The following is a 24,646-nucleotide window of genomic DNA, read 5'->3' as shown; positions in this document are numbered from 1 at the left end:
GATGACAAAAATCATTGGTTTAACCGGAGGCATAGGAAGTGGCAAAACAACCCTTGCAAAATATTTTGAATCATTTGGGATTCCCGTTTATATTGCGGATGCGGAGGCCAGAAAAATGATGGAATCTGCTGTAATTTTAAAAGCCATAAAAAACGAATTTGGGAGTTCTGTTTTTGAAATTAACCTGTTAAATAGAGAAAAATTAGCTAAAATCGTATTTGAGGAACCTGAAAAATTAGAAAAACTCAATGCTATTATTCATCCGGCAGTAAAAAAACATTTTGATCAATGGATTTTACAACAAGAGACGGCGCCGTTTATTATCTATGAAGCGGCTATTTTATTTGAAAGTGGGCGTGATAAAGAATGTGATTTTATTATAACGGTTACAGCACCGTTAGAATTGAGAATTCAAAGGGTAATCGACAGAGATAAATCAAATCGAGATCTTGTTTTGAAACGAATAAATACACAATTGACTGATAAACAGAGAATTGATAAAAGTGATTTTGTTATTCATAATGTTTCACTTGAAACAGCAAAGCAGGAGGCAAATGAAATTCTTAAAATATTAAAGATTGTATAAAAACAAGCATAGTTGTTAATGTTTGGTTAATCTATTATTTAATATATTGTTAAAATACTAAATTTGTTTTGATGAATAAACTTTTTTTTAGATTACTTGTTTTATTAATGAGCTTGTCCTTAATAGGGATAATTTTAGTTCAGGTATATTGGTTCAATACCTCGTTTAAAAATAATGATGAGCAATTTAAGTTTAATGTTAAGCAAGTTATTGGTAATGTGGCAAATAATCTTCAAAAACAAGAAGAGTATAATTTTTATGATAAAATAAATCATTACAAGGATAGTACCGGAAAAGTTCCTGAAAAGGATGATATATTAGAGTTTTATTACGTTCAGAAAAACCCAAGAACAAACAAAACCATAATATATTCAAATAGTATCATGTCTGAGAATTATAATATTTCTTCTACGTTCTTTGATAAGAAATTTGATAGTGAAAAATTTAAAAATTTCAGTTCTAAACGCGTTACAGAAGTATACAACAATAATTCTATTGATAAATTAGGTGGGAATCAAAGTTTGATTCCAGATGTTAGAATTGAAAAAGAAGGAAATTTAGATATTTTAGACAATGCTCTATTTAAAATTTCGGCAAAAGATGTATTGTCAGCAATGCCGCTTGAAGAACGTGTTTCGAGCAGTGTTTTACAAAAATTAATCAAGAAAGAATTAGAAGAACACGGTATTGAAACAAAATTTGAATTTGGTATTTACAGCAATAATTTAGCGACTAAAATCAAATCAAATGAGTTTAAATATGATAAAGATGCCACCTATTCTATTCCTGTATTTATTGATAATGAAGGAGGCAGTAAGTATGATTTGTTGGTTACATTTCCGCTTAAAAAGAAGTTTTTATTGTCAGAACTCGTAAGCATTACCGTACTTTCAATTGTTTTTACTTTGATTATTTTGATTGCGTATTCAAGTGCATTGAATCAATTGATTCGACAACGTCAAATTTCTGAAATTAAAAATGATTTTATTAACAACATGACGCACGAGTTTAAAACTCCAATAGCCACGATTAATTTAGCATTAGATGCGATACGAAATCCAAAAATAATAGATGATAAGGAGAAGGTATTACGATACCTTCAGATGATTAAAGACGAGAATAAACGCATGCACGCCCAGGTAGAGAATGTTTTAAGAATTTCTAAACTAGAAAAGAAAGAATTGGATATTATTAAAGAATCGTTTAATGTGCATGACATTATCAATGATGCTATTGAACATGTAAATCTAATTTTAGAAGATAGAGAAGGAACTATTAGAAGCCACTTTGGCGCTTTAAGAACTACCGTATTACTCAACGATGTTCATTTTACCAATGTGATTGTCAATATTTTAGAAAATGCTATAAAATATTCACCTAATGTGCCAGAAATAGACATTTTTACTGAAAATGTAAAAGATATAGTTATTATCAAAGTTAAAGATAACGGTTTAGGAATGAGTAAAATAGCGCAAAAAAGAATTTTTGAGAAATTTTATAGAGAACATACCGGTGACATTCATAATGTCAAAGGACATGGATTAGGTTTAGCGTATGTAAAAAGAATTGTAGATGACCACAACGGTCAAGTATATGTAGAAAGTGAAAAGGGAAAAGGGAGTACCTTCATAATAAAATTACCATTAATAAATTAGAATATGGAAAATGTAAATAAGAAAATACTTTTAGTGGAAGATGACCTGAATTTTGGTGCGGTTTTGAAAGATTATTTAATGCTAAATGATTTTGACGTCACTTTAGCCAAAAATGGAATGGAAGGTTTCGAAAAATTTAAAAAGGATACTTATGATTTGTGTATTCTTGATGTAATGATGCCTTACAAAGACGGTTATACTTTAGCAAAAGAAATCAGAGAAAAAAACAACGAAGTTCCAATTATCTTTCTAACTGCAAAATCGATGAAAGAGGATGTGTTGAAAGGCTACAAAGCGGGTGCTGATGATTACTTAAACAAACCTTTTGATTCAGAAGTATTGTTGATGAAAATCAAAGCAATAATTCAAAGAAAATCATCAGATACCAGAGCAGAACAAGTACAATTTGAATTTAATATTGGGAAGTTTTATTTAAATTCAAAACTTCGTTTTTTAACTTTTAATACTGAAGAGCCAATTAAATTATCTCCAAAAGAAAATGATTTGTTGAAGATGTTGATTCTTCATGAAAATGATTTGATGCCAAGAGAATTAGCCTTGACAAAAATATGGAGAGATGATAATTACTTTACATCAAGAAGTATGGATGTTTATATCGCAAAACTGAGGAAATACCTTAAACTGGATGAAGATGTTGAAATTTTGAATATCCACGGAGAAGGATTCAGATTAGTAGTAAAAAATAAAGTAGCAGAATAAGTAGCCATAAGCCTCAAGAAATTGAGGCTTTTTTATTTGAAAAATATTTATTTCCAGTTTAATTGCAAAGCGAAATTGGTTTTTTCTTCTTTTGTAATACTAAAAATAGTTTTATTTTTAGAAATATTTTCATGAATAATGATGTGATCCTTTAGCGATAATTCTTTTAAGAAATTCATTTCTAAACTAATAATTTTCTGATTTAGGATTAATTTTTCATCAACTAGATCCAAACACCATTCCAGATATTTGACATTATTAACATGATTTACAATGTCTAAATCCGATAAGAAAACGGTTTTTTCAAAAACTATTTCTTTCTCCTGATTGAAATTAATTTTAGAAAAACTTTCATGAGTAGCTTTTTTTTCGGGATATACTTCAAAATGCTCGAACGGCAACGCCAATGCTTCCGGCCGTCTTTTTTTAGTATTGAATACAGCCCAGAAAGTCTCTGAGCCCACAATTTTTTCTCCATTTACATGCATTTCCAGCGCCCGTACTGAACGGGAATTCTCTAAGGAATTAATCCAGGTTTTTACCGTTACGACATCTCCGGATTTAGGTAATTTAGTAACTTCAACACGCATTCTGCTCAAAACCCACGCTTGATTAAATTCCTGCATGTCCGTAAAACTGATTCCACCAATTTCTGAATGTGCAGCTGCTGTTAATTGTAATATAGAACACAAATCAGTGTATTTTAAAAACCCGTTTGGAGCACATTGTGTAAAATTGATTTCCCAGTCTTTGCTAAGAATAGATGTGAAGTTAGGTGAAATGGGCATATTTATAGATTGTAATTATTAGTAAAAGGTTTAAAAAAGCTTTTTTGTTGTACTTCTTTTGTTTATCAAAATTGTTAAAATAAAACATTTTTATAAATAATAATAATGACCGCTAATTATATTCGAAGTATAGGTTTTTTATTAGCGAATTAGTGGTTAATTTCTTTGATCTTCATCAATAATGATATTTTTATTTTTTGAATTGATGTACTTCACAATCGTTTCATACGGAGTTTCAAAATCAAACCATTTGGTGTTTTCATTTCTTTTGAACCAAGTGAGTTGACGTTTTGAGAATCGGCGGGTATTTTTCTTTATTTCTTCGATGGCAAATTCCAATGAAATTTCCCTGTCAAAATAACGGAATAGTTCTCTGTAACCCACTGTTTGCAAGGCGTTCAATTCTTTATTCTGGAATAACGTTTTTGCTTCCGCTAATAAACCCTCTTTCATCATGGCATCTACACGTTGATTAATTCGGTTATAGATACTCTTTCTGTCGGCTTCTAAACCAATTAAAATAGGAGTGAAGTTGCGACTGTTTTGCTTTTGATTTAAAAAAGAAGAATATGGTTTTCCGGCACCAATACATACTTCTACGAAACGCATCATGCGTTGTGGATTTTGTAAGGTTTGAGAATTCTCGACAGTCAAAGTTTTGTAATAATTAGGATCTAAAACTTCGAGTTTTTGTTGCAAATACCCAATTCCCAGTTTTTCATAATTCAGTGTTATTGCTGAGCGAACTGTAGGGTCTATTTCTGGAAATTCATCAAAACCTTTTAGGATTGCGTCTACATATAATCCCGAACCACCAACTAGTATAGCATAATCATTGGTCAGAAATAATTCGTCCAGTTTTGCAATGGCTTCTTTCTCGAAATCACCTACGGTATAATTCTCGAATATGGATTTGTTTTGGATAAAATGATGGGTAGCTGTTGCTAGCTCGGCTTGGTTTGGAACTGCGGTTCCGATGGTCATTTCCTTGAAAAACTGGCGGCTGTCACATGACAGGATATCGCATTTAAAATAATTAGCCAAAATGATGCTCAAAGAAGTTTTTCCTATTGCTGTGGGTCCGATGATGGTGATTAGGTATTTCATAGTTTTTAGCCCAGATGGAAACGCAAACCCCGGAGGTATTGCAGTTTGTTTTTCTTGGTGTAAAAGAGCGACCGGAGGAAGCTCCATTTATGCCTTAGAAAAACAACTGGAATAACGAGGAGTTGCAGTGTACAGCTGGAATTGCTTCAAATTAATAAATTATAATTCGGTGCCACAATGGTAGCAGTATTTTGCATTATATTCATGACCGTCAGTTCCGCAAACGGTGCATGGATTGATTCTTTCGGCTCTTGATTTTTTACGGTTACTGTTTGCAAATTCAGCTGAAACGATACCCGTAGGAACGGCTATTATTCCATATCCCATGATCATTACTACTGATGCAATCGCCTGGCCCAATGGTGTGATGGGCGAGATATCACCGTAGCCAACGGTCGTGAGTGTTACAATGGTCCAATAAATGCTGGTGGGAATGCTGGTAAAACCGCTTTCTTTACCCTCTACCACATACATAACGGAGCCTATCAGGATGCTGCTGATCAACATGAAATAGATAAAAATTAATATTTTTCCTCTACTGGCAATTAGGGCTTCTTTTAGGTGAGTGGATTGACTGGAGAATTTTGGATGTTTCAATATTTTAAACAATCGCAGTAATCTCAGAGCCCTTACCACAGTTAAAACGCTTGTTCCAAAATAAAACAAGGACAAATACATAGGCAAAGTGGCAATCAAATCAATGATTCCATAGAAACTGAGAACATATTTGACAGGTCTTTTTATAGATATAATTCGAAGAATGTATTCTAAGGTAAAGAAAATTGTAATGACCCACTCTAGGATAATGAGTTCTTGATGGTATTTTGTATCGAAACCTTTTACGGTTTCAAGCATCACAATTATAACACTTAACAAAATTACTCCCAAAAGTACCAGATCAAACAAGCGTCCGGAAGCCGTGTTTGTGCCATAAATAATGACATTAGTTTTTTGTCTGAAAGTGTCAAATTTTGACTTTATTCGGTGCATAATTATGGATGGATTGATAGCGTACGATTAGAATTTTAACGTTTTCAAGGTTTTATTGCTTCGTATGTGCCCTTGTATAATATTTTTAGTGTCCCGGTTATTTTGCATCGGAATGAGGATATTTCTCAGTATTTCGATATTGTTGATTTGATAATTTAAATCGTAAAACGCATAGCCTTTGTAAATTCCGTTTTCTATCAAAACGGCTGATCGTTCGCTGATGGTTCTGCCTTTGTCAATCAATATCATATTTTGATTTTCGAAACTGTTTTTCTCGATAAAAGCAAGAACTCTGACATTGTATTCTTCAGGTGAAACTTTGCTAATACAAGCGCCGTCACATTCTTTTATCGTGTATTGAAAACAGTTAGTTTTAGAAACATATAAACCGGTTAGTTTTTGGCATAAATTATAATGAGAAGTAATTCTGAATAATGCGTTTTTACCTTCTTGCAGGGAGGAAAAGGAGGTGATTTCTTTTTTGCGTCCATCTGCTTTTTGAAGCTTTAGGTTGAGATACCCATTTTTATCTTTTTCGGCATAGAGTGCCAATTGAAAAATATTTTTTCGCTGTGCTCTGTTATATATGGGTTTGTTGATTTTTATTTCCTCGCTTTCTTTTAATAATGCGATCAATTCACTTCCCGTTTCATCATAGGTTACGGAAAACACTTCTGCTTGAATTTTCTTGCATTTTGCAGAAGTTCCTGTAAAATGCTGATTGATTCGTTTTTTTATGTTTCGGCTTTTGCCAATGTAAATTAGATTTCCTTTCTCATTATGAATGTAATAGACACCTGTTTTTGCTGGTAATCCGGACACAATATCCAGTAATTTTGGAGCGATTCCTTTTTCGATTTCCAGCTTTATAAAATCTTTTACAATTTCTTTCTCTAAATCTTTTTCTAAAAGAATTTTGAATAATTTGACTGTTGCTAAAGCATCACCACTGGCTCTGTGGCGGTCTGCCATTGGGATTCCAAGCGCACGAACGAGTTTTCCTAGGCTATGGGATGGTTGTTCCGGCAATAATTTTTTTGATAATTCAACCGTACAAAGTGTTCTGGCTTCAAAATCATATCCTAATCGTCTGAATTCGGTTCTCAAGATTCTGTAATCAAAAGAAGCATTATGAGCCACGATAATACAATCGTTTGTCATTTCGATGATGCGTTTTGCTACTTCAAAAAACTTGGGAGCAGATTGCAACATGGCATTATTAATACCAGTAAGTTTAACTACAAAGGGCTGAATTGGGATTTCCGGATTTACCAAACTAATGAACTGATCCACGACCTCATGTCCATCAAATTTATAGATAGCGATTTCCGTGATTCCCTCTTCGTTGAATTGTCCTCCAGTGGTTTCTATGTCTAGTATTGCGTACAAAATAAGTATTCAGTGTTCAGTTTTTAGTATTCAGTTTTGAAGTAGAGATTTTTAAATCTGAAATGCTTCGCCAGTTCGCTACCGCTCGGGTCAATATTCGTTAATCTCAAATCAAAAGTCAATTTCTTCCTCCAAAGATACTACTTCCAATGCGAACCATCGTACTTCCGCATTCAATTGCAAGTTGATAATCACCGGACATTCCCATAGAAAGAATGGTAAATTGTGAATTGTGAATTTTGAATTGATCAAAAATAGATTTCAGATGGGTGAATTCTTTCTTGATTTGATCTTTCTTGTCTGTAAAAGTTGCCATTCCCATTAATCCAACGATTCTAATGTTTTTTAATTCCTGGAATTCGTTTGAGGATAGGATTGAAGCAAGTTCTTCTTGGTCAAGACCAAATTTAGTTTCTTCTATGGCAATATGCATTTGTAATAAACAATCAATAATTCTATTGCTTTTTAGTGCTTGTTTGTTTATTTCCTGTAGCAATTTCAAACTATCCACACCGTGAATCAAGCTCACAAATGGCGCCATAAATTTGACTTTATTGCTCTGAACATGGCCTATCATGTGCCATTGAATATCTTTGGGCATTTGTTCCCATTTCTCCGCCATTTCCTGGATTTTATTTTCTCCAAAAATGCGTTGACCGGCCTCATACCCTTCCATTAAATCCGAAACAGGTTTGGTCTTTGAAACCGCAACTAAGTTTATATGTTCCGGTAAAGTGGATTTTATTTGGAGTAAATTATTTTTTATAGACATTTTAATGTTTAAATTTTGATGTGTTAAAGTTCATACACGACTAAACCGCTTCTAAACTTTGGTTCAATATACGTACTTTTTGGAGGCATTATTAAATTGGCATCGGCCAAGGCTTTTATTTCTCCAATATTGGATGGAAATAATATGAAACCGATTGCAAATTCTCCTTGATCAATTTTGTTTTTTACTTCCAATACGGATTGTTTTCCTGAAAGGTATTCTATTCGCTCATCATTGCGTAAATCTTCGATGGCGAGAATAGGCAATAACACTTTTTTGTATAAAATTTGTGTGTCTAAACTATCCAAAGCCGTTAAGAAAACTTTATTTTCTTTTCGTAAAATTAAGCTATAAAATTCATTGTCCAGATACATTCCGAATTGATGCTTTTGAGAAGGCTGAAAAGGCTGCTGAAATTTGTTTGTAACAATGAAATTCTTTTCTAATTCCTTTATCAAATCTTCTTTCGACAACCCGTTTAAATCTTTTACCAAGCGATTAAATTCATATATTTTAACATTGTTTTCAGAAATTAAATAGCTCAGAATATGATTTTTGGCTGAGTTGTCTGGATCATCATTTTCCTCGGATAATAATTTTAAGGCTTCGGTACGGTGATGGCCATCTGCAATATAAAGACTATCTGTTTTTTCAAAAATGTTCTGAAGCCAATTGATTTCTAATGCATCTTCAATTTTCCATAAGTAGTGAATTTCTTTTTTGGTGGTTGAAAACTCAAAATCGGCTAATTTTTGGGTACAATTAAAAATCCAGTTTTCAATCGTTTTATTATCTGGATAGGTCATCAAAACCGGTTCCGTATTGAACTCAGAATATTTCATATAGTCTTTTAATAATCGGACTCTGAAGGCAATAATATCTTCATGTTTTTTGATGATATCATTGCGATAATCTTCTACACTTGTACCTGCAATGATACCTGTGAATGATTGTGTTTTGGTAACAATTTTATGAATATAAATCGCGAGTTTTTTGTCTTTTACTAAAATTATTTCATTTTTGAAATCCTGATATTTTTGATGTACTTGGCGGTATCTTTTTTCAAAAGAAACAGTTTCCTGATTGGTGTAAGCAGGTTTTAGTATGTGCAAAAAAGACAACGGATTGAAATCCAATTGCGCCGCTAATTCCGCATTGACATATTCTTCATACGAACGGCAAGTAACAAGGCAAACCTTATCACGAGTGGGACGAACAGCTTTGAAAGGGACAATTTTAGCCATAATAATATAAAAAGTGAAAAGTGAAAATCTGAGAATTTAAAGGTATTGACTTTAGGCCCTCAATTTTTAAATAGTACAACTATATAAATTGTTTAGAAATCTTCTCTGCTTTTTTGCTTTCAGAATAATCGTAAAAACCTTCACCTGATTTTACACCCATTTTTCCGGCACGAACCATATTGACCAATAACGGACAAGGTGCATATTTTGGGTTTTTAAAACCGTCGTACATTACGTTCAAAATGGCTAAACATACATCAAGACCAATAAAATCTGCTAGTTGCAAAGGTCCCATCGGGTGTCCCATTCCAAGTTTCATCACCGTGTCAATTTCATAAACACCAGCCACTTTGTTGTATAAAGTTTCGACAGCTTCGTTAATCATGGGCATCAAGATTCTATTGGCAACAAAACCAGGATAATCGTTGACTTCAACAGGCGTTTTTCCTAACTTCTCGGAAAGATTCATGATGATTTTTGTCACTTCATCAGAAGTATTATAACCACGAATAATTTCCACTAGTTTCATTATTGGCACCGGATTCATAAAGTGCATACCGATAACGCGTTCCGGATGCGCCACAACGGCTCCAATTTGAGTAATTGAGATAGAAGAAGTATTAGTTGCCAAAATTGTATTATGAGAACAAGCTTCGTTTAATTGCTTGAAGATATTCAGTTTTAAAGCTACATTTTCAGTGGCCGCTTCAATCACTAAATCAACCCCTACAACGCCATCTTTGATATCCGTATAGGTTATGATGTTAGTAATCGTCTTTGCCTTGTCTTCTTGGCTGATACTTCCTTTTGCAATCATTCGGTCTAAATTAGCGGCGATAGTTGCCATTCCTTTATCCAATGATTGTTCTGAAACATCTATTAATTTTACGGTAAAACCACTTTGTGCAAAGGTGTGTGCAATTCCATTGCCCATTGTTCCTGCCCCAATTACGGCTATTGTTTTCATTATTTATGTTGGATTTAAATATTTTAGAGTTTAAGATTAAAAATTATCTCTTAAAACAATCAATAATTTGATAGGCTACACGAAGTGCTTCTGTAGCTTGATCTAAAGTAACCACTGGAGTTGAGTTAGTATTGATAGCATCTGCAAATGATTCCAGTTCATCCAGAATAGCATTGTTTTGTTCTACATCTGGATTGGAAAAGTAGATTTGTTTTTTTACACCTTCCGCATTTTGTAAAATCATGTCAAAATCGCCTGGAACTTCCGGAGCATCTTTCATTTTTACAACCTCGCATTTCTTTTCTAAGAAATCTACTGAGATGTAGGCGTCTTTCTGGAAAAAACGAGATTTTCGCATGTTTTTCATCGAAATTCGGCTCGCTGTTAAATTAGCAACACAACCGTTTTCAAACTCTATTCTTGCATTGGCAATATCCGGCGTATCACTGATAACTGAAACACCGCTAGCACTAATATTTTTTACTTTTGATTGTACAACGCTCAAAATGGCATCAATATCATGAATCATCAAATCTAAGACTACAGGAACATCAGTTCCGCGAGGATTGAATTCAGCCAGACGATGCGATTCAATAAACATAGGGTTTTCGATCATGTTTTTGGTCGCTATGAATGCTGGATTAAAACGTTCCACATGCCCCACCTGACCTTTGACATTATATTCTTTTGATAAAGCGATAATTTCTTCGGCTTCTTCGACCGTATTTGAAATAGGTTTTTCAATAAAAACATGCTTACCGGATTTGATGGCTACTTTGGCACATTTGTAGTGAGAAAGGGTTGGGGTAACAATATCGATTACATCAACGGCATGAATAAGGGTGGCAATTGTGCTAAAATGTTTGTATCCAAATTCTTTAGAAACCTTTTCGGCGTTCTCTTGATTTGGATCATAAAATCCCACTAATTCATATTTTTTAGATTGTTGTAATAAACGCAAATGTATTTTTCCTAGATGGCCAGCACCTAATACTCCAATTTTCAGCATAATGATGTAATTTTTACAAAAATAGCAATAAAATGATTAATCTATTATTGATGCTGGACAATTCTTTAGTTAATTTAAAATTTAAAATCCAACATTTGAATTCAGAAATTGTTTTCTATTTTTACCAAAATAAAATAATAAACTTTGAAAGACACAGGTAAACATCAAGGACTTCGGAATCAATTAGTAAGCGTTTTAGAGCAAAAAGGGATTACTGATAAAAGTGTTTTGGAGGCGATAAAAAAGATTCCAAGACATTTATTTTTAAATTCCAGTTTTGAAGATTATGCCTATCAAGACAAAGCATTTCCTATTGCTGCAGGCCAAACGATATCGCAACCGTACACTGTTGCTTTTCAATCCCAATTGTTAGAAGTCAAAAAAGAACACAAAATTTTAGAAATAGGAACAGGTTCAGGGTATCAAACAGCTGTTCTATGCCTTTTAGGTGCCAAAGTATTTAGTGTAGAAAGACAGAAAGAATTGTTTAAGCAAACCTCACTTTTATTTCCAAAACTGAATATTAGGCCCAAATATCTCTCTTTTGGAGATGGATACAAAGGATTACCAAATTACGCTCCTTTTGATAGTATTATAGTAACTGCAGGCGCTCCGTTTATTCCGCAACCGTTGATGGCGCAACTCAAAATAGGAGGAAGGCTTGTTATTCCACTAGGTACAGAGGTGCAGATTATGACCTTATTAATCAGAAAAAATGAAACTCAATTTGAGAAACATGAGTTTGGGGAGTTTCGATTTGTTCCTTTATTAGAAGATAAAAATTAAAATCCCATCCCCAACCCTTCCCAAGGGGAAGGGAGCAGAAGATGAATTTTATTGACCAATAATGGTTAGATACCGCTCTAAACTTTCTTTTTCTATTTGAGCAATGAATAACAAAAAATCTTCTTTGTTGTTTTTAGTTTGTGCAGTTTCAAGTGTTTGATAATAGCGCATTCTATTTTCATAATCCCCTTTTATATTGGCAATTATGTAACCATGCTGCAATAAAACCAAGTTCATGATTAAGCGCGAAGTCCTGCCATTTCCATCAATAAATGGATGAATAGTAACCATGCGTTCATGCATTTCAGCAGCTAAAATTATCGGATGTAAGGTTGATTTATTAGTTTCATACCAAATAAAAAAATCTTCCATTGCTTTGGTGACTAAAAAAGGTTGTGGAGGCACGTAATTGCTTCCTTGAATCATCACCTGGACTTTTCTATACCGACCTGCATCTTCGGGTTGAATTCCTCTCAAAATAAGATTGTGGATAGAAAGCACTTCTCGTTCCTTTATAGCAGTATTTTTCTGCATTAAATCTTTGATATAAGCGATGGCTTCCTGATGATTAATGACTTCCAGATGTTCCCGCATACTTTTTCCAGAAATCGTCAAACCTTCATTGATAACTAAATCCGTTTCGCGTAAAGTCATTGTGTTTCCCTCGATGCGATTACTTTCAAACGTATATTCTAGCTCTAATGCTTGTGCAATCCGATAGCTGTCAAATTGGCGAAACCCATCCAGTTGTATCTTCAAAGTATCTATTTCATCTAAAATTTTCTGAAGAGTTACCGATAATTTTTTCTTTATTGGTTTGCTTTGATACCTAATTTCTTGCTCTGCAACCAATAATGCTTTTAGAGCAAATTCATCCTGACCAATTTCATAAATAATTTTTTCTTTAAGCCAGGCGACCATGATTGTTTCTAAATCTATTTCTAGTAAAGATGCTAATTTTACGACTTGGTCTCTTGTAGGTTTTCTAGTTCCACTTTCAAACTTACTGATTAAGGCTTGATCAATTGCTAAAAGTTGTGCGACTTCTCTGGTTTTGAGTCCTTTTTGTTCTCTTGCGTTTTTGAGTAGTGTTTTCATTTAAAAAATGATTTAAATTGTCATGACAAATATAGTCATTTATTTAAATAAAAAGTAATTAATTAATACATCTTTTTTTCAATTTAAAATGATTTTTTGATTCGGTCTAAGTCACGTTTGGTATCTTGTTCTTTGAGAGATTCGCGTTTGTCATAGGTTTTCTTCCCTTTACAAAGACCAATTTGGAGTTTGGCCAGTCCTTTTTCATTGGTAAACAATTTCAAAGGAACTATTGTCAATCCTTTTGCTTGAACACTTTTCAGCAAACCTTTTAATTCCTTTTTTTTTAAAAGTAATTTGCGCTCGCTTCTTGCTTTGTGGTTGAACTGATTACCGAAAGTATATTCTTCAATATAGGTGTTTATCGCAAAAAGTTCGTTATTGCTAAATTCACAAAAACTTTCTGTGATGTTTGCTTTTCCTAATCTAATGGATTTGATTTCCGTTCCAGCCAAAACAATTCCTGCATTGAAGGTTTCGATTATTTCATAGTCAAATCGGGCTCTCTTATTGAATATATTTATTGTTTTTAACATAGCGTGCAAAGGTAACAAAAATTAAAGGTTTAGCAATTATTTAGTCCAATTTCAGCAATTGGAATGTGATTGCTTCATCAACCATAGTTACGATATAAAGATTACCAAAAGTTTTATCTTGAATGTCAGTAAATGAGTTTTGATTTATCATTTGATTGACAAATTTTGGTATTGTGTTACTATGTCCCACAATTAAAATTTTTTTTCCTATCGTTTCTTTTTTGAAAACTTCAATAGGTATATATTTAGGATCATACAGCTTAACCTTCATCTTCTTTGTTGTCGCGGTTGGACTTGCAGTTTGTAAAGTTCTTTTGTAATCCGTTGAATAGATTTCATCCAAACTAATTTCTGAGAATATTGTATTCCATTTTTTAGCTCTTTTCAACCCTTTTTCAGATAAATTTGGATTTTGAGAATTATCTACTTTCTCGGCATGACGAATAAAGTAATAGGTTGTGGCGGTACTTTGTCCAAAACTGATATTTAAAAATAGTAGCGCAAGTAGTGAAAGAAATTTTTTCATTTGAATCAATTTTAAAAAAAAGTATTTGTGATTTTAATATCTTTGCAAAATGGAACACTTAAAATCGAAAGATCCGCTTCACGGAATTACACTCCAAAAAATAGTAGAGCAGCTAGTGGATCATTACGGATTTGATACTTTGGGGGAACTCATTAAAGTAAAATGCTTTACAGATAAACCAAGTGTAAAATCCAGTTTGACTTTTTTACGAAAAACAGATTGGGCACGAAAACAAGTGGAAGATTTGTATATAAAATCAGAAGCTAAATTACTCAAATAAATCTAGTTTAACTTATAGGAAACCATAATGCCACCTCGATATGGCAACCATTCGCCACTTTTATTATAATTTTTTGCTTTTTCGTATCGTATTCCGGTAGTTAAATCATATCCTTTATAAAAACCTTGATGCCAACCACCACCTAAAAAACAGTCTAGCATGAATTTATCATTGATTTTGATCTGATATCCAATGGTTGAACCTATGAAATAACCCACTCCTTTTTCATATAAATTAGTATTTATATAATTCCATTTTTGGAAATTAAATATACTTGCCCCAATATGTGCTCCTGCATAAAAACCATTGTATTTTTCTTTAAAATGGTATCGATATTCCGGCGTGAAAGTGTAAAATTCTCTGGGCTTACCATTTACAGATTTCCAAAAAGAGGCTACAGCGTCAAAGTGAAAGGTTGATTTTTCTCCAATACTAGTTTCAATACCCACGTTTGGAATTGTTAGTAATGTTGTGAAAGCATTAGCTTTTATATAAGTTTGAGCTTGGGATACAATACAGGAAAGAAGAAAAGAAACAATAAATAATTTTTTCATAAAAAGGTTTTTCTATTATTTAGACCAATGGCTTTTTGGGGAAAATCAAATACAAATGTAAAATATTTATCTGTAAGGTTTTTATGTTTTTAATTTATATTAGTCACGCAACTAAAATTTAAATAAAAAGGATGTAAAATTAGTATTTGTTCAAAAGAGAATAAATTACAGTATCAAAAAAATGTCCCTCATAAAATTCATTTTCTTTTAAATATCCTTCTCTGACAAACCCATTTTTTTCTAAAACTTTTGCAGATGCATCGTTATCTGGATCAATCATAGCTTCAATGCTATGTAATTTCATGAATTGAAAACCATAATTAACAGCTTCTTTTACTGCTTCAGATACAATTCCTTTTCCATGATATTCAGGTAATAATATATAGCCAATTTCGGCACGATAATGTTCGGGTTTTATGCTGTAATGACCAATAACTCCAATAAGTTTGGGGTTGTCTTTCAACGTAATTGCCCAATTAATACCTTCGTTATTATCTATTTTACTATCAATCATTGCAATGTATTCCAAGGCATCTTCGTTTGTTTTTATCAAAGGTCTTGGAATATATTTCATAGTTTCCGGATTGGATCGCAATTCGAATATTTCTTTAATGTCATTTGTGTTTACTCTTCTCAAAAGCAAGCGTTCGGTTTCTAATTCAGGAAATGGACTGAAATTTATAGCTAACATAACTTGGTAATTAAAGTATTTCGATACTGTATTTTGATCGGAACGTTTCCTTGGGTTCTAGAATTTGAATGCCTTCTTTTTCAAATAGATTTCCGGAACTTTCAATGGTATCAGAATAACCAAACCAAGGTTCAATACAAATAAATGCCGCATCTATTTTGGTCCAAATTCCTAAGCTTGGAAAATCATCAAAATGTATTTTTAGGATTGGATTTTTATTTTCTAAAATAGTCAACGAATTGGATTTTAATGTTTTGAAAATCAAAGCATCGTTTTTAAACAACTCATATGTCAGCGGAATATATTTATTATGAACGTCTAATTTCTTCGTTTTATTTGAAATTAAATCATCCTCCAAAAGATGATATTTCAATGGTTCTTCTTTTTCAAAAGCAATAGCATAACTCTCGAATTGATTTGGCAAAGCAAAAGCAGGATGTGCGCCAATAGCAAACGGCATTGCAGTTTTTCCGTTGTTGATTACTTTATATGCAATCGATAAATTATGCCCGTGTAATGTGTAAATGATTTGCAATTCAAAGTCAAACGGATATGCTTTTAAAGTTTCTTCAGAAGAGTGTAAGGAGAAAACAGCACTGTTTTCTGTTGCATTAATCAATTCAAACTCCATATCTCTGGCAAAACCGTGTCGCGATAAATAATATTCCATTGCATTATAGTGAAAGGAATTATTTTTTAAAGTCCCAACAATTGGGAATAAAACAGGAGCGTGCTTGCCCCAAAATACCGGATTTCCTTCCCAGATGTATTCTCTATCGTGGTTTGTTTTTAAAGAAATTAATTCAGCTCCAAAATGTTTAATTTCGGCAGTGAGATTCGAGTTTTTAATTAGAGTTGTCAAAATTATTTTTTTGGGTTACTTTAAAAATGGTTTTCTGGCGTAAATATATTTTATAATTTTTAATTCTGATACGCTTTAAGCATGATTTTATTGATTTATAATGGAATAAATTCGATCTCAATAGTTCATAATCCTCTTTTTTTTCATTAATTTGTGATATAAACAATTAGAAAATGAAAAAAATTCGTCGCGGAGTCATGCTACATTTGGCTTTATTATTGGGATTTACATCTATTTGGGCACAGCAAACCCCAGCAAATGCATCCGGTAATGCAGTTTCTAACTACGATTATCATGATGCTTTTGCTCCGTTCTTTTATTCCAAAAACGGAACAAGTACACGATCTGCGAGTGGTCAGCCTGGAGCTGAATATTGGCAAAATAGCGCTGATTATAAATTAACGGCAAAACTGGATGAAAAAAACAACGAAATTTCGGGTACAGGAATCATCACATATACGAACAACAGTCCGGATAAAATGGCTTTTGTTTGGATGAATGTAGACCAGAATTTATTCAAAGCGGATTCACGAGGAAATGCAGTTGTTCCAATTACAGGAAGTAGAAATGGGGCTCAAGGCCAAATTTTTGATGGCGGACATAAAATAAAATCAGTCAAAGTAATTACTACTGTAAAAGGAAAATCTACTGAAGTAGAAGTTAAGTACATTATTACGGATACTAGAATGCAGGTATTTCTCCCGCAAGTATTAAATGCTAAAGGCGGTTCAGTTAAAATAAAAATAGACTTTTCGTTTATAGCTCCTTTTGAAGGGTCAGACAGAATGGGAGTTTTAGAAACTAAAAATGGAAAAATTTTTACCATTGCACAGTGGTATCCGCGCATGTGCGTGTATGATGATGTACGAGGCTGGAATACGAATCCGTATCTTGGAGCGTCGGAATTTTATTTAGAATATGGTGATTTTGATGTCAGTATTACAGCACCATCCAATCATATTGTGGTGGCTTCCGGCGAATTACTGAATCCTGCCACAGTCTATTCTACCGAAGAGCAAAAGCGTTTAGCGCAAGCAAAACAAAGTGATAAAACAGTTTTTATCCGTACTGCTGCCGAAGTTGAAAATTCATCAAAAATGATTACTGCAACTACTAAAACGTGGAATTACAAAATCACAAATGCCCGTGATTTCTCTTGGTCCTCTTCAGCAGCATTTATTTTAGACGCAGCAAAAATCAATTTACCTAGCGGTAAAAAATCATTGGCAATTTCCGTTTATCCGATAGAAAGTGCCGGAGATGCCGCATGGGGACGTTCCACAGAATATACAAAGGCTACTATAGAAAATTATTCAAAAAGATGGTTAGAATATCCGTATCCAGCGGCTACAAATGTTGCCGGAAATGAAGGCGGAATGGAATATCCTGGAATAGTATTTTGTAGCTGGGAGTCAAAAGGGGCAGATTTATGGGGCGTTACAGATCATGAATTCGGACACATTTGGTTTCCTATGATTGTGGGTTCCAATGAAAGACTGTTTGCCTGGATGGATGAGGGTTTCAATACTTTTATTAATTCATTGAGTTCAGTAGATTTTAATAATGGGGAATATAAAGAGCCGCGTGCGGATATGCATCAAAGGGCGGAAGTGTACACGAGTCCAAATCTGGAAACCATAATGAGTTCTCCGGATAACATGAAAGAGTCTAATATAGGTCTTTTGGCGTATTCGAAACCAAGTTCAGGATTAGTGATTTTAAGAGAGCAAGTTCTTGGGCCGGAACGATTTGATCGGGCTTTGAAAACTTATATTGAGCGTTGGGCATACAAACATCCGCAACCGGACGATTTCTTTCGAACAATAGAAAATGTTGCTGGAGAAGATTTGAGTTGGTTCTGGCGTGGTTGGTTTCAATACAATTGGCGTTTAGACCAAGGGATTAATTCAATCAAATACGTGAAAAACGACCCAAAACAAGGAGTTGTGATTTCGATTGAAAACTTCGAAAAAATGGCTATGCCGGTAAGTTTAGACGTAAAAACGAAAAGCGGAGAAATAACGCGCGTTCAATTGCCGGTAGAAGTTTGGCAAAAAAATAAAGCGTGGTCTTTTAAACACAATTCGACGGAAGAAATCGAAAGTATCAGACTAGATCCGGATCATGTTTTACCGGACAGCAACACAGCAAATAACACCTGGACAGCAGACAAAGGATTGATTGAAAAAGATGTGATTCTGGATGGGTATTTAGGAACTTTTTCTACATCAATGGCGCCTGTAAAAATTGTTTTTTCAGAGAAAAATGGGTTGTTAAATGTTTTGATTACCAATTATCCAAGCTTTTCCGTGGAGCCAACTGGAAAAAATACGTTTGCATCGAAACTTGCGGGACTTAAATTTGAATTTAATGACAGTCTAATGGGATTTGATATGTTGATTCCTGATGGGCAAAAAATACCGTTTACAAGAGATAAGTAAGTCGAAAGTTTAAAAGTCGTAAAGTCAAAAGAATTAACTTTAAGTAAAACAGCTTTAAATCAGATTGTTATATAATTTTATCCTGATTTTAAAATTCGACATTATACCATGGTTATTACATAAATAGTCATAAAATATTAAAAAAAGAAAAGACTTGTAGGAATTAAATCCACAAGTCTTTTTTATGTGTTATATTTTTCTATTCTAAATTTACTCAGGAATTTGCTGGCTTAGGCAATGCAATGTTCCAAAACCCCAAATAAAATCAGTAGCACTGATCCCAATGATTTCTCGATCAGGAAAACATTCTGCAAGGATGTTCAATGCTTTTCGGTCGTTACTGTCGTTAAAAGTAGGCACCAAAACACAATTGTTCAAAATAAGAAAATTGGCATAACTGGCAGGCAATCGCAAGCCATCAAATTCCAGCTGTTTTGGCATTGGTAGAGTCACAATTATAGGTGATTTTCCATTTTCTAGTTTGGCATTTTGCAAGCGTTTTAAATTGTCTTGCAACGGTTTGTAATTATTATCCGTTGGATCTGTTTCTACAATAGTCACAATAGTATCTTCATTCACAAATCGGCATAAATCATCAATATGGCCGTGCGTATCATCACCTTCAATTCCATTGCCTAACCAAATTACATTGGTTATCCCAAGATATTCCTTGAAGACGGCTTCGTAATCGGCTTTAGTGAAATTGGGATTCCGAACCTGAATATCCGGATGCATCAAGCATTCTTCTGAAGTCAATAAAGTTCCTCTTCCGTTAGTATCAATCGCACCGCCTTCTAAAATTACCGGTTTTCCTTTGTATAAAACTTGAGTAATAGGAATATTCAGAAATTCTCCCACTTTGGCAGGAACAAATTTATCTAATTGAATGTTTTTATATTTTGCCCAACCATTAAAATTAAAGTTCAAAGCTTCTCTTTTGGCTCCGTTTTTGACAATTATCGGACCTGAATCACGCATCCAACTTCTGTTGGTTTTATGAATGATGTAGGAAACATTTGTTAGCACAACATGAGCTGTTTCCAGCATCATATTGACTTTCTCTTTTTGGTTTTCATCAGCAACTACTAAATAGACTTGCTCAAAAGAAGCTGCTTTTTTAATGAATTCTACAAAAGCCCATTGAACAGTCTCGTATTTCCCAGGCCAGTCTTTACCGTTATGCGGAAAACAAAGTAAAATACCTTGTTGCTTTTCCCATTCAGCTGGAAATCTTCTATTATTTGTAGTCATACAGCGTATCTAATTTTAAAGTCTGCAAATATAAACATTCAGTAGGATTTTAAAATAGTTTGCAACCATTCATTTCCGATATTTCATGAATTTATAAGAATAGTTTTGGTAATGATTATATAATATTTAGTTAATTCTTGTTGGGCTTCAGCTAGTTATTTTTGATAAAAATTAAAAATACACTTATGAAGAAATATGGTATTACACTATTAGCGGCAATTATGGTATTGTCAAGTTGCGAAAATGACTCTGATAAAGAGGGATCTCCTGAGTTGGTTGTCAATGAAAACGCGGCCACTTTCAAAAAAATTGGTTCCATTACGATTGGTGGAGCCGGAGCGGCTGAAATAAGTGCGTATGATGAAATTTCTAAAAAGTTATTTTCCGTAAACAACAGTAATACGAACAGGATTGATGTTATAGATTTATCGAATCCATCCAGTCCAGTTTTTCTAACAAGTATCGATTTAACTTCGTTTAATGGAACTTCAAATAGCGTTGCAACTTTTAATGGTAAATTAGCAGTTGCATTGGAAGCAAAACCAAATAAGCAAGATGCAGGAAAGGTGGTCGTTTTTGACACGGCTAATTACAGTGTAATCAAAGAAATTACGGTTGGCGCCTTACCTGATATGATAACATATTCACCAGACGGAAATTTCATCATGACTGCTAATGAAGGAGAGCCTAATGATACATATTCTAACGATCCGGACGGTTCTGTATCTATTATTGCGGTTAATGCTAATTATGCAGTGACGACTTTAAATTTTGGAAGTTTTAGCACTCAATTGAGTACGTTGAAAACCAAAGGATTCAGAATTGCAAGTCCAACTAATAATTTCGCCTCTGATATTGAACCGGAATACATCACGATTTCTGCTGATTCTAAAACGGCTTGGGTGACTTTACAGGAGAATAACGGTGTGGCTAAAATTGATTTGGCGACCAAAACGATCACGAATATTTTTCCATTAGGTTATAAAGACTATAATCTTGCCGAAAATGCTATCGATATCAGCGATAAAGATGGTGGTGTTTTTGCGAATACTTGGAAACTCAAAGGAATGTTTCAACCAGATGCTATAACTAATTTTGAAATCAATAAAACCCCTTATTTTGTAACCGCAAACGAAGGTGATGCCAGAGAATATACTGGTTTTGTTGATGTAAAAAGAATTAGTAGTTCTTCGGTTGTGCTTGATCCAATTGTATTCCCAAATGCTGTGGCTTTAAAAGCGGAATTAAGTATGGGAAGATTAAATATCAATACTAAAATGGGCGATACAGACGGCGATGGTGATTTTGATGAATTGGTTTCTTTTGGCGCACGCTCTTTCTCTATTTGGAATGGAAACACTGGCGAATTAGTTTTTGATAGTAAGAATGAATTAGACAAGAAAGCACAAGAATTGGGGATTTATGATGACGGAAGAAGTGATGATAAATCAGTAGAACCAGAGTCGGTTGTGGTGACAAAAATGGGTGATAAAATGATTCTTTTTGTAGGTTTAGAAAGAGCTGATGCAGTTATGGTCTACGATGTTTCGAATCCTGCTGCGCCAAAATTTTTACAAACTTTTAAAACGGGTGATGCTCCTGAGGGATTACTTTTTATTCCAGCTTCAAAAAGTCCGACAAAAAGAAGTTTAGTGGTGGTTAGCAGTGAAGGGGATGGTATGGTTAAAATATTCCAACCAGATTTGAATTAAATACAGCTTTAAAACTAAAATCCCTGCTCAGAATATATTCTAAGCAGGGATTATTTATTTGTTTAAAATAACGATTAGTCAATGGCTCTTTTAGTAATATCTCCAAAAGCATCTATTCTTCTGTCTCTAAAAAATGGCCAATTCTGACGAACATTTTCCTGTAAGTCTAAATCTACTTCGGCTATCAATATTTCTTCTTGGTCGTGTGAGGCTTGCGCCAAAATTTCGCCTTGTGGTCCAGCAATAAATGAAGATCCCCAAAACTGAATTCCCGCCGTATCAGGCAAGTACTGTTCTAAGCCAATTCTATTTGCAGCAGCAACATAAACGCCATTCGCAACCGCATGTCCCTTCATAACACTCATCCAAGCGCCATGTTGGTTTTCGCCGTATTGTTCTTTTTCTTGTGGATGCCATCCAATTGCGGTTGGGTAAAACAATACTTCAGCACCTTGTAGAGCCGTCAAACGAGCTGCTTCCGGATACCATTGATCCCAACAAATCAGCGTTCCAACTTTTCCTTTTTTAGTTGGAATCGTTTTAAAGCCCAAATCACCGGGGGTGAAATAGAATTTTTCATAAAAATGAGGATCGTCCGGAATGTGCATTTTGCGGTATAATCCTGCCTCTGAACCATCAGTATCAATAATGTAGGCGCTATTGTGGTAGATTCCTGCCATTCTTTTTTCGAAGAAAGGAACAATAATTACTACTCCTAATTCTTTTGCCAAAGCACTAAAAGCGATAAAAGAAGTACTATACAAAGGTTCTGCTAAAGCAAAGTTATCTACATCTTCACTTTGACAAAAATAATGACTGCTATATAATTCTGGCAACGAAATGACTTCGGCACCTTGATTTGCTGCATCACGAACCCAATTTAAACATTTTTTTAGGTTGTTTTCGGCAATATCATTAAGGTTTAATTGGATGACTGCTATTTTGTATTTCTTGTTTGGCATGACTAAAATTTTAGACTGCAAAAATAGTGAATTTTATAAAGAGTAGAAAATAGAGATAATGTGTTTTTTTTAGGATTTTAATTAGCCGTTGTTCATATTTATTGGTTTTTTTAGATTTACACTTACTTTTAAAGAATTTGTACATGGATATAGAGAACATTTACTTTAAACATCCAGATTTTGAGCCATAGAAAAAATTAATATAAAATTGGCACTAACAAAACAAGGAGGTTTTATTTTTGTAGGTAGTATTATAGCGAATAAAAGGTGTCAAGTTTTTACTTTACCAAAATACTGTAATTTAGTATTTATTAAATTTTTACAATTATGAAAGAAGAATTCAAAATCATCGATAAAGAAGACATAACTCTTCTTAAATTTCCACAAACAGACGTCCTTAACGATGTTGACGAAATAAAAACTAGAATAAGTGAGATCAACAGGGCTTTAGCATTGGGTAATTTAGAACATTCAAAAATTAAAATTTACTTTGAGGATAACGAATCAAAAAAAATAGTTGACACAACGGTTTGGGGTGTTACAGACAAAAATGTGATCTTAAAGCAAGGTGTGATGATTCCAATTCACAGAATATATAAGTTGTTTTAGTATATTGGTATTCTTTAATTCTTTGGTGCAGTTCTTTAGATCACTTTCTGTGCAAGCAAGTGTTCTGCTCTTGCCGTTACAAATTTATAGTAGTCAGTTTTTGTTGATATTCATGAGTGAGACTAAAGTGTTTTTACTTTTTGCCAATTATCTTTTTAAACAGGGTTACAATTCCCAAGACAATAGCACCAAATACAAGGCCGATTATAAATTCAGTTATTATGGACGGTATTTGTGGTAGTATGTCGTGCAGGAACGGAATTTCATGTACAAATATGCCGCCAGCCACTAATAATAAAGCGATTGTACCTATTACGGATAAACTTTTGATGACTTTTGGCAAGGCTTGTACCAGAATATTTCCTAACGTTTTTGAAAAATTTTTCTCTTTGGAACTCAGTTGCATCAGTTTTAAACCTGCTTCATCCATTCGGACAATTAGGGCCACAATGCCGTAAACACCAACGGTTGCTATGATTGCAATGATGGAAACTACCATTATTTGTGATGAAATGGGTTTACCAATTACAGTTCCCAATGCAATAATTACGATTTCTACTGATAAAATAAAATCGGTTACTATAGCTGATTTGATTTTTTCTTTTTCGAAAGCTAAAATTTGTTCCTCGGTCAACAGTTCCATTAAAATTTCGTGTTTTGCATGTTCGTGCGGGAAGAAGTATTCGTATATTTTTTCGGCGCCTTCGTAAGCTAAATAAAGCCCGCCAAGTATTAAGATTATGATAACAGCTACCGGTAAAAATGCACTTAGAAGAAAGGCAATGGGCAAAATGATTACTTTATTAAGGAATGAGCCTTTTGCTATTGCCCAAAGAACGGGTAGTTCTCTAGAGGAGATGAATCCCGAAGCTTTCTCTGCATTTACGGCTAAATCATCGCCTAAAATACCAGCCGTTTTTTTGGCTGCAATTTTACTCATTACTGCAACATCATCCATGATTGCTGCGATATCATCTAATAGTGCGAAAAAACCTGATGCCATTTTGATTGTTTTTTACAGCGCGGATTCTGGTATTGTTGTACCCAAATCTAATCTGCGCATATTGATTGTTTAGTGATGCGAAGCTACTACTTTTTGATTTACTCTATT

25 protein-coding genes are annotated in these 24,646 nt (G+C 33.8%); 8 read left to right on the top strand and 17 right to left on the bottom strand.

Features of this window, described 5'->3' with window-relative positions; all coding sequences use genetic code 11:
- Position 1: 1 nt before the first annotated feature.
- The 3 genes from coaE (at position 2) to EKM02_RS04250 (ending at position 2,961) form a co-directional block, all read left to right on the top strand.
- On the top strand, positions 2 to 586 hold the full coding sequence (gene coaE, locus EKM02_RS04260; RefSeq protein WP_126452430.1) for a dephospho-CoA kinase: 585 nt from the start codon (positions 2 to 4) through the stop codon (positions 584 to 586).
- Positions 587 to 657: 71 nt separating this feature from the next.
- Positions 658 to 2,241 (top strand): sensor histidine kinase, encoded by a 1,584-nt coding sequence (locus EKM02_RS04255; protein WP_126452428.1) that lies wholly within the window; start codon positions 658 to 660, stop codon positions 2,239 to 2,241.
- Positions 2,242 to 2,244: 3 nt separating this feature from the next.
- Complete coding sequence (locus tag EKM02_RS04250) at positions 2,245 to 2,961, top strand: response regulator transcription factor (RefSeq protein ID WP_126452426.1); 717 nt, start codon at positions 2,245 to 2,247, stop codon at positions 2,959 to 2,961.
- A 47-nt stretch (positions 2,962 to 3,008) separates the two neighbouring features.
- Here the strand turns inward: EKM02_RS04250 and EKM02_RS04245 are convergent, their stop codons facing one another.
- The 8 genes from EKM02_RS04245 to EKM02_RS04210 all read right to left on the bottom strand — a co-directional run bounded on the left by EKM02_RS04245 (position 3,009) and on the right by EKM02_RS04210 (position 11,227).
- Positions 3,009 to 3,749: an acyl-[acyl-carrier-protein] thioesterase gene (locus EKM02_RS04245; protein ID WP_126452424.1), complete on the bottom strand. Its 741-nt coding sequence runs from the start codon at positions 3,747 to 3,749 to the stop codon at positions 3,009 to 3,011.
- Positions 3,750 to 3,905: 156 nt separating this feature from the next.
- Positions 3,906 to 4,856 (bottom strand): tRNA (adenosine(37)-N6)-dimethylallyltransferase MiaA, encoded by a 951-nt coding sequence (miaA, locus tag EKM02_RS04240; RefSeq protein ID WP_126452422.1) that lies wholly within the window; start codon positions 4,854 to 4,856, stop codon positions 3,906 to 3,908.
- A 159-nt stretch (positions 4,857 to 5,015) separates the two neighbouring features.
- Positions 5,016 to 5,846: an ion transporter gene (locus EKM02_RS04235; protein WP_126452420.1), complete on the bottom strand. Its 831-nt coding sequence runs from the start codon at positions 5,844 to 5,846 to the stop codon at positions 5,016 to 5,018.
- Positions 5,847 to 5,873: 27 nt separating this feature from the next.
- A complete protein-coding gene (locus EKM02_RS04230) occupies positions 5,874 to 7,235 on the bottom strand; it encodes an exonuclease domain-containing protein (RefSeq protein WP_126452418.1) in 1,362 nt (453 codons plus the stop codon).
- A gap of 118 nt (positions 7,236 to 7,353) precedes the next feature.
- Complete coding sequence (locus EKM02_RS04225; protein ID WP_126452416.1) at positions 7,354 to 8,007, bottom strand: YggS family pyridoxal phosphate-dependent enzyme; 654 nt, start codon at positions 8,005 to 8,007, stop codon at positions 7,354 to 7,356.
- A gap of 23 nt (positions 8,008 to 8,030) precedes the next feature.
- Positions 8,031 to 9,251: a DUF1015 domain-containing protein gene (locus EKM02_RS04220; RefSeq protein ID WP_126452414.1), complete on the bottom strand. Its 1,221-nt coding sequence runs from the start codon at positions 9,249 to 9,251 to the stop codon at positions 8,031 to 8,033.
- Between the two features lie 79 nt (positions 9,252 to 9,330).
- Positions 9,331 to 10,218: a 3-hydroxyacyl-CoA dehydrogenase family protein gene (locus tag EKM02_RS04215; RefSeq protein ID WP_126452412.1), complete on the bottom strand. Its 888-nt coding sequence runs from the start codon at positions 10,216 to 10,218 to the stop codon at positions 9,331 to 9,333.
- A 43-nt stretch (positions 10,219 to 10,261) separates the two neighbouring features.
- Positions 10,262 to 11,227 carry a Gfo/Idh/MocA family oxidoreductase gene (locus EKM02_RS04210; RefSeq protein ID WP_126452410.1) on the bottom strand — a complete coding sequence of 322 codons (966 nt, stop codon included), beginning with the start codon at positions 11,225 to 11,227 and terminating at the stop codon, positions 10,262 to 10,264.
- A 144-nt stretch (positions 11,228 to 11,371) separates the two neighbouring features.
- On the opposite strand from EKM02_RS04210, the gene EKM02_RS04205 reads away from it, so the two are divergent.
- Complete coding sequence (locus EKM02_RS04205) at positions 11,372 to 12,013, top strand: protein-L-isoaspartate(D-aspartate) O-methyltransferase (RefSeq protein WP_126452408.1); 642 nt, start codon at positions 11,372 to 11,374, stop codon at positions 12,011 to 12,013.
- A 48-nt stretch (positions 12,014 to 12,061) separates the two neighbouring features.
- Here EKM02_RS04205 and EKM02_RS04200 read toward each other — a convergent pair whose 3' ends face one another.
- The 3 genes from EKM02_RS04200 to EKM02_RS04190 form a co-directional block, all read right to left on the bottom strand.
- Positions 12,062 to 13,111 carry a Fic family protein gene (locus EKM02_RS04200; RefSeq protein WP_126452406.1) on the bottom strand — a complete coding sequence of 350 codons (1,050 nt, stop codon included), beginning with the start codon at positions 13,109 to 13,111 and terminating at the stop codon, positions 12,062 to 12,064.
- Between the two features lie 83 nt (positions 13,112 to 13,194).
- Entirely contained in the window at positions 13,195 to 13,647 is a 453-nt protein-coding gene (gene smpB, locus EKM02_RS04195) for an SsrA-binding protein SmpB (protein WP_091204586.1), read from the bottom strand.
- 40 nt (positions 13,648 to 13,687) lie between these two features.
- Entirely contained in the window at positions 13,688 to 14,173 is a 486-nt protein-coding gene (locus tag EKM02_RS04190; protein WP_126452404.1) for a SixA phosphatase family protein, read from the bottom strand.
- 49 nt (positions 14,174 to 14,222) lie between these two features.
- Between EKM02_RS04190 and EKM02_RS04185 the strand changes: the two genes are divergently transcribed.
- Complete coding sequence (locus EKM02_RS04185; protein WP_126452402.1) at positions 14,223 to 14,453, top strand: VF530 family DNA-binding protein; 231 nt, start codon at positions 14,223 to 14,225, stop codon at positions 14,451 to 14,453.
- 2 nt (positions 14,454 to 14,455) lie between these two features.
- On the opposite strand, the gene EKM02_RS04180 is transcribed toward EKM02_RS04185, so the two are convergent.
- The 3 genes from EKM02_RS04180 to EKM02_RS04170 all read right to left on the bottom strand — a co-directional run bounded on the left by EKM02_RS04180 (position 14,456) and on the right by EKM02_RS04170 (position 16,560).
- Positions 14,456 to 15,007, bottom strand: coding sequence for a DUF3575 domain-containing protein (locus EKM02_RS04180; RefSeq protein WP_126452400.1), 552 nt, complete (start codon positions 15,005 to 15,007; stop codon positions 14,456 to 14,458).
- Positions 15,008 to 15,146: 139 nt separating this feature from the next.
- Complete coding sequence (locus tag EKM02_RS04175; protein WP_126452398.1) at positions 15,147 to 15,698, bottom strand: GNAT family N-acetyltransferase; 552 nt, start codon at positions 15,696 to 15,698, stop codon at positions 15,147 to 15,149.
- A gap of 10 nt (positions 15,699 to 15,708) precedes the next feature.
- A complete protein-coding gene (locus tag EKM02_RS04170; protein WP_126452396.1) occupies positions 15,709 to 16,560 on the bottom strand; it encodes an aldose 1-epimerase family protein in 852 nt (283 codons plus the stop codon).
- Positions 16,561 to 16,733: 173 nt separating this feature from the next.
- On the opposite strand from EKM02_RS04170, the gene EKM02_RS04165 reads away from it, so the two are divergent.
- Positions 16,734 to 19,001, top strand: coding sequence for a M1 family metallopeptidase (locus EKM02_RS04165; protein WP_126452394.1), 2,268 nt, complete (start codon positions 16,734 to 16,736; stop codon positions 18,999 to 19,001).
- 210 nt (positions 19,002 to 19,211) lie between these two features.
- Here the strand turns inward: EKM02_RS04165 and EKM02_RS04160 are convergent, their stop codons facing one another.
- Entirely contained in the window at positions 19,212 to 20,252 is a 1,041-nt protein-coding gene (locus EKM02_RS04160; protein ID WP_126452391.1) for an agmatine/peptidylarginine deiminase, read from the bottom strand.
- A 185-nt stretch (positions 20,253 to 20,437) separates the two neighbouring features.
- Between EKM02_RS04160 and EKM02_RS04155 the strand changes: the two genes are divergently transcribed.
- On the top strand, positions 20,438 to 21,964 hold the full coding sequence (locus EKM02_RS04155; RefSeq protein ID WP_126452389.1) for a choice-of-anchor I family protein: 1,527 nt from the start codon (positions 20,438 to 20,440) through the stop codon (positions 21,962 to 21,964).
- Between the two features lie 74 nt (positions 21,965 to 22,038).
- Here EKM02_RS04155 and EKM02_RS04150 read toward each other — a convergent pair whose 3' ends face one another.
- Positions 22,039 to 22,926, bottom strand: a complete 888-nt coding sequence (locus tag EKM02_RS04150) for a carbon-nitrogen hydrolase (protein ID WP_126452387.1) — start codon at positions 22,924 to 22,926, stop codon at positions 22,039 to 22,041.
- Between the two features lie 327 nt (positions 22,927 to 23,253).
- Between EKM02_RS04150 and EKM02_RS04145 the strand changes: the two genes are divergently transcribed.
- A complete protein-coding gene (locus tag EKM02_RS04145; protein ID WP_126452385.1) occupies positions 23,254 to 23,535 on the top strand; it encodes a hypothetical protein in 282 nt (93 codons plus the stop codon).
- Positions 23,536 to 23,668: 133 nt separating this feature from the next.
- Here the strand turns inward: EKM02_RS04145 and EKM02_RS04140 are convergent, their stop codons facing one another.
- On the bottom strand, positions 23,669 to 24,538 hold the full coding sequence (locus EKM02_RS04140; RefSeq protein ID WP_126452382.1) for a DUF808 domain-containing protein: 870 nt from the start codon (positions 24,536 to 24,538) through the stop codon (positions 23,669 to 23,671).
- Between the last annotated feature and the right edge of the window lie 108 nt (positions 24,539 to 24,646).

Source organism: Flavobacterium sp. RSP49, from assembly GCF_003968735.1.
In the GTDB taxonomy this organism is placed as follows: Bacteria; Bacteroidota; Bacteroidia; order Flavobacteriales; family Flavobacteriaceae; genus Flavobacterium.
This window is presented reverse-complemented; position numbering and strand designations above follow the sequence as displayed.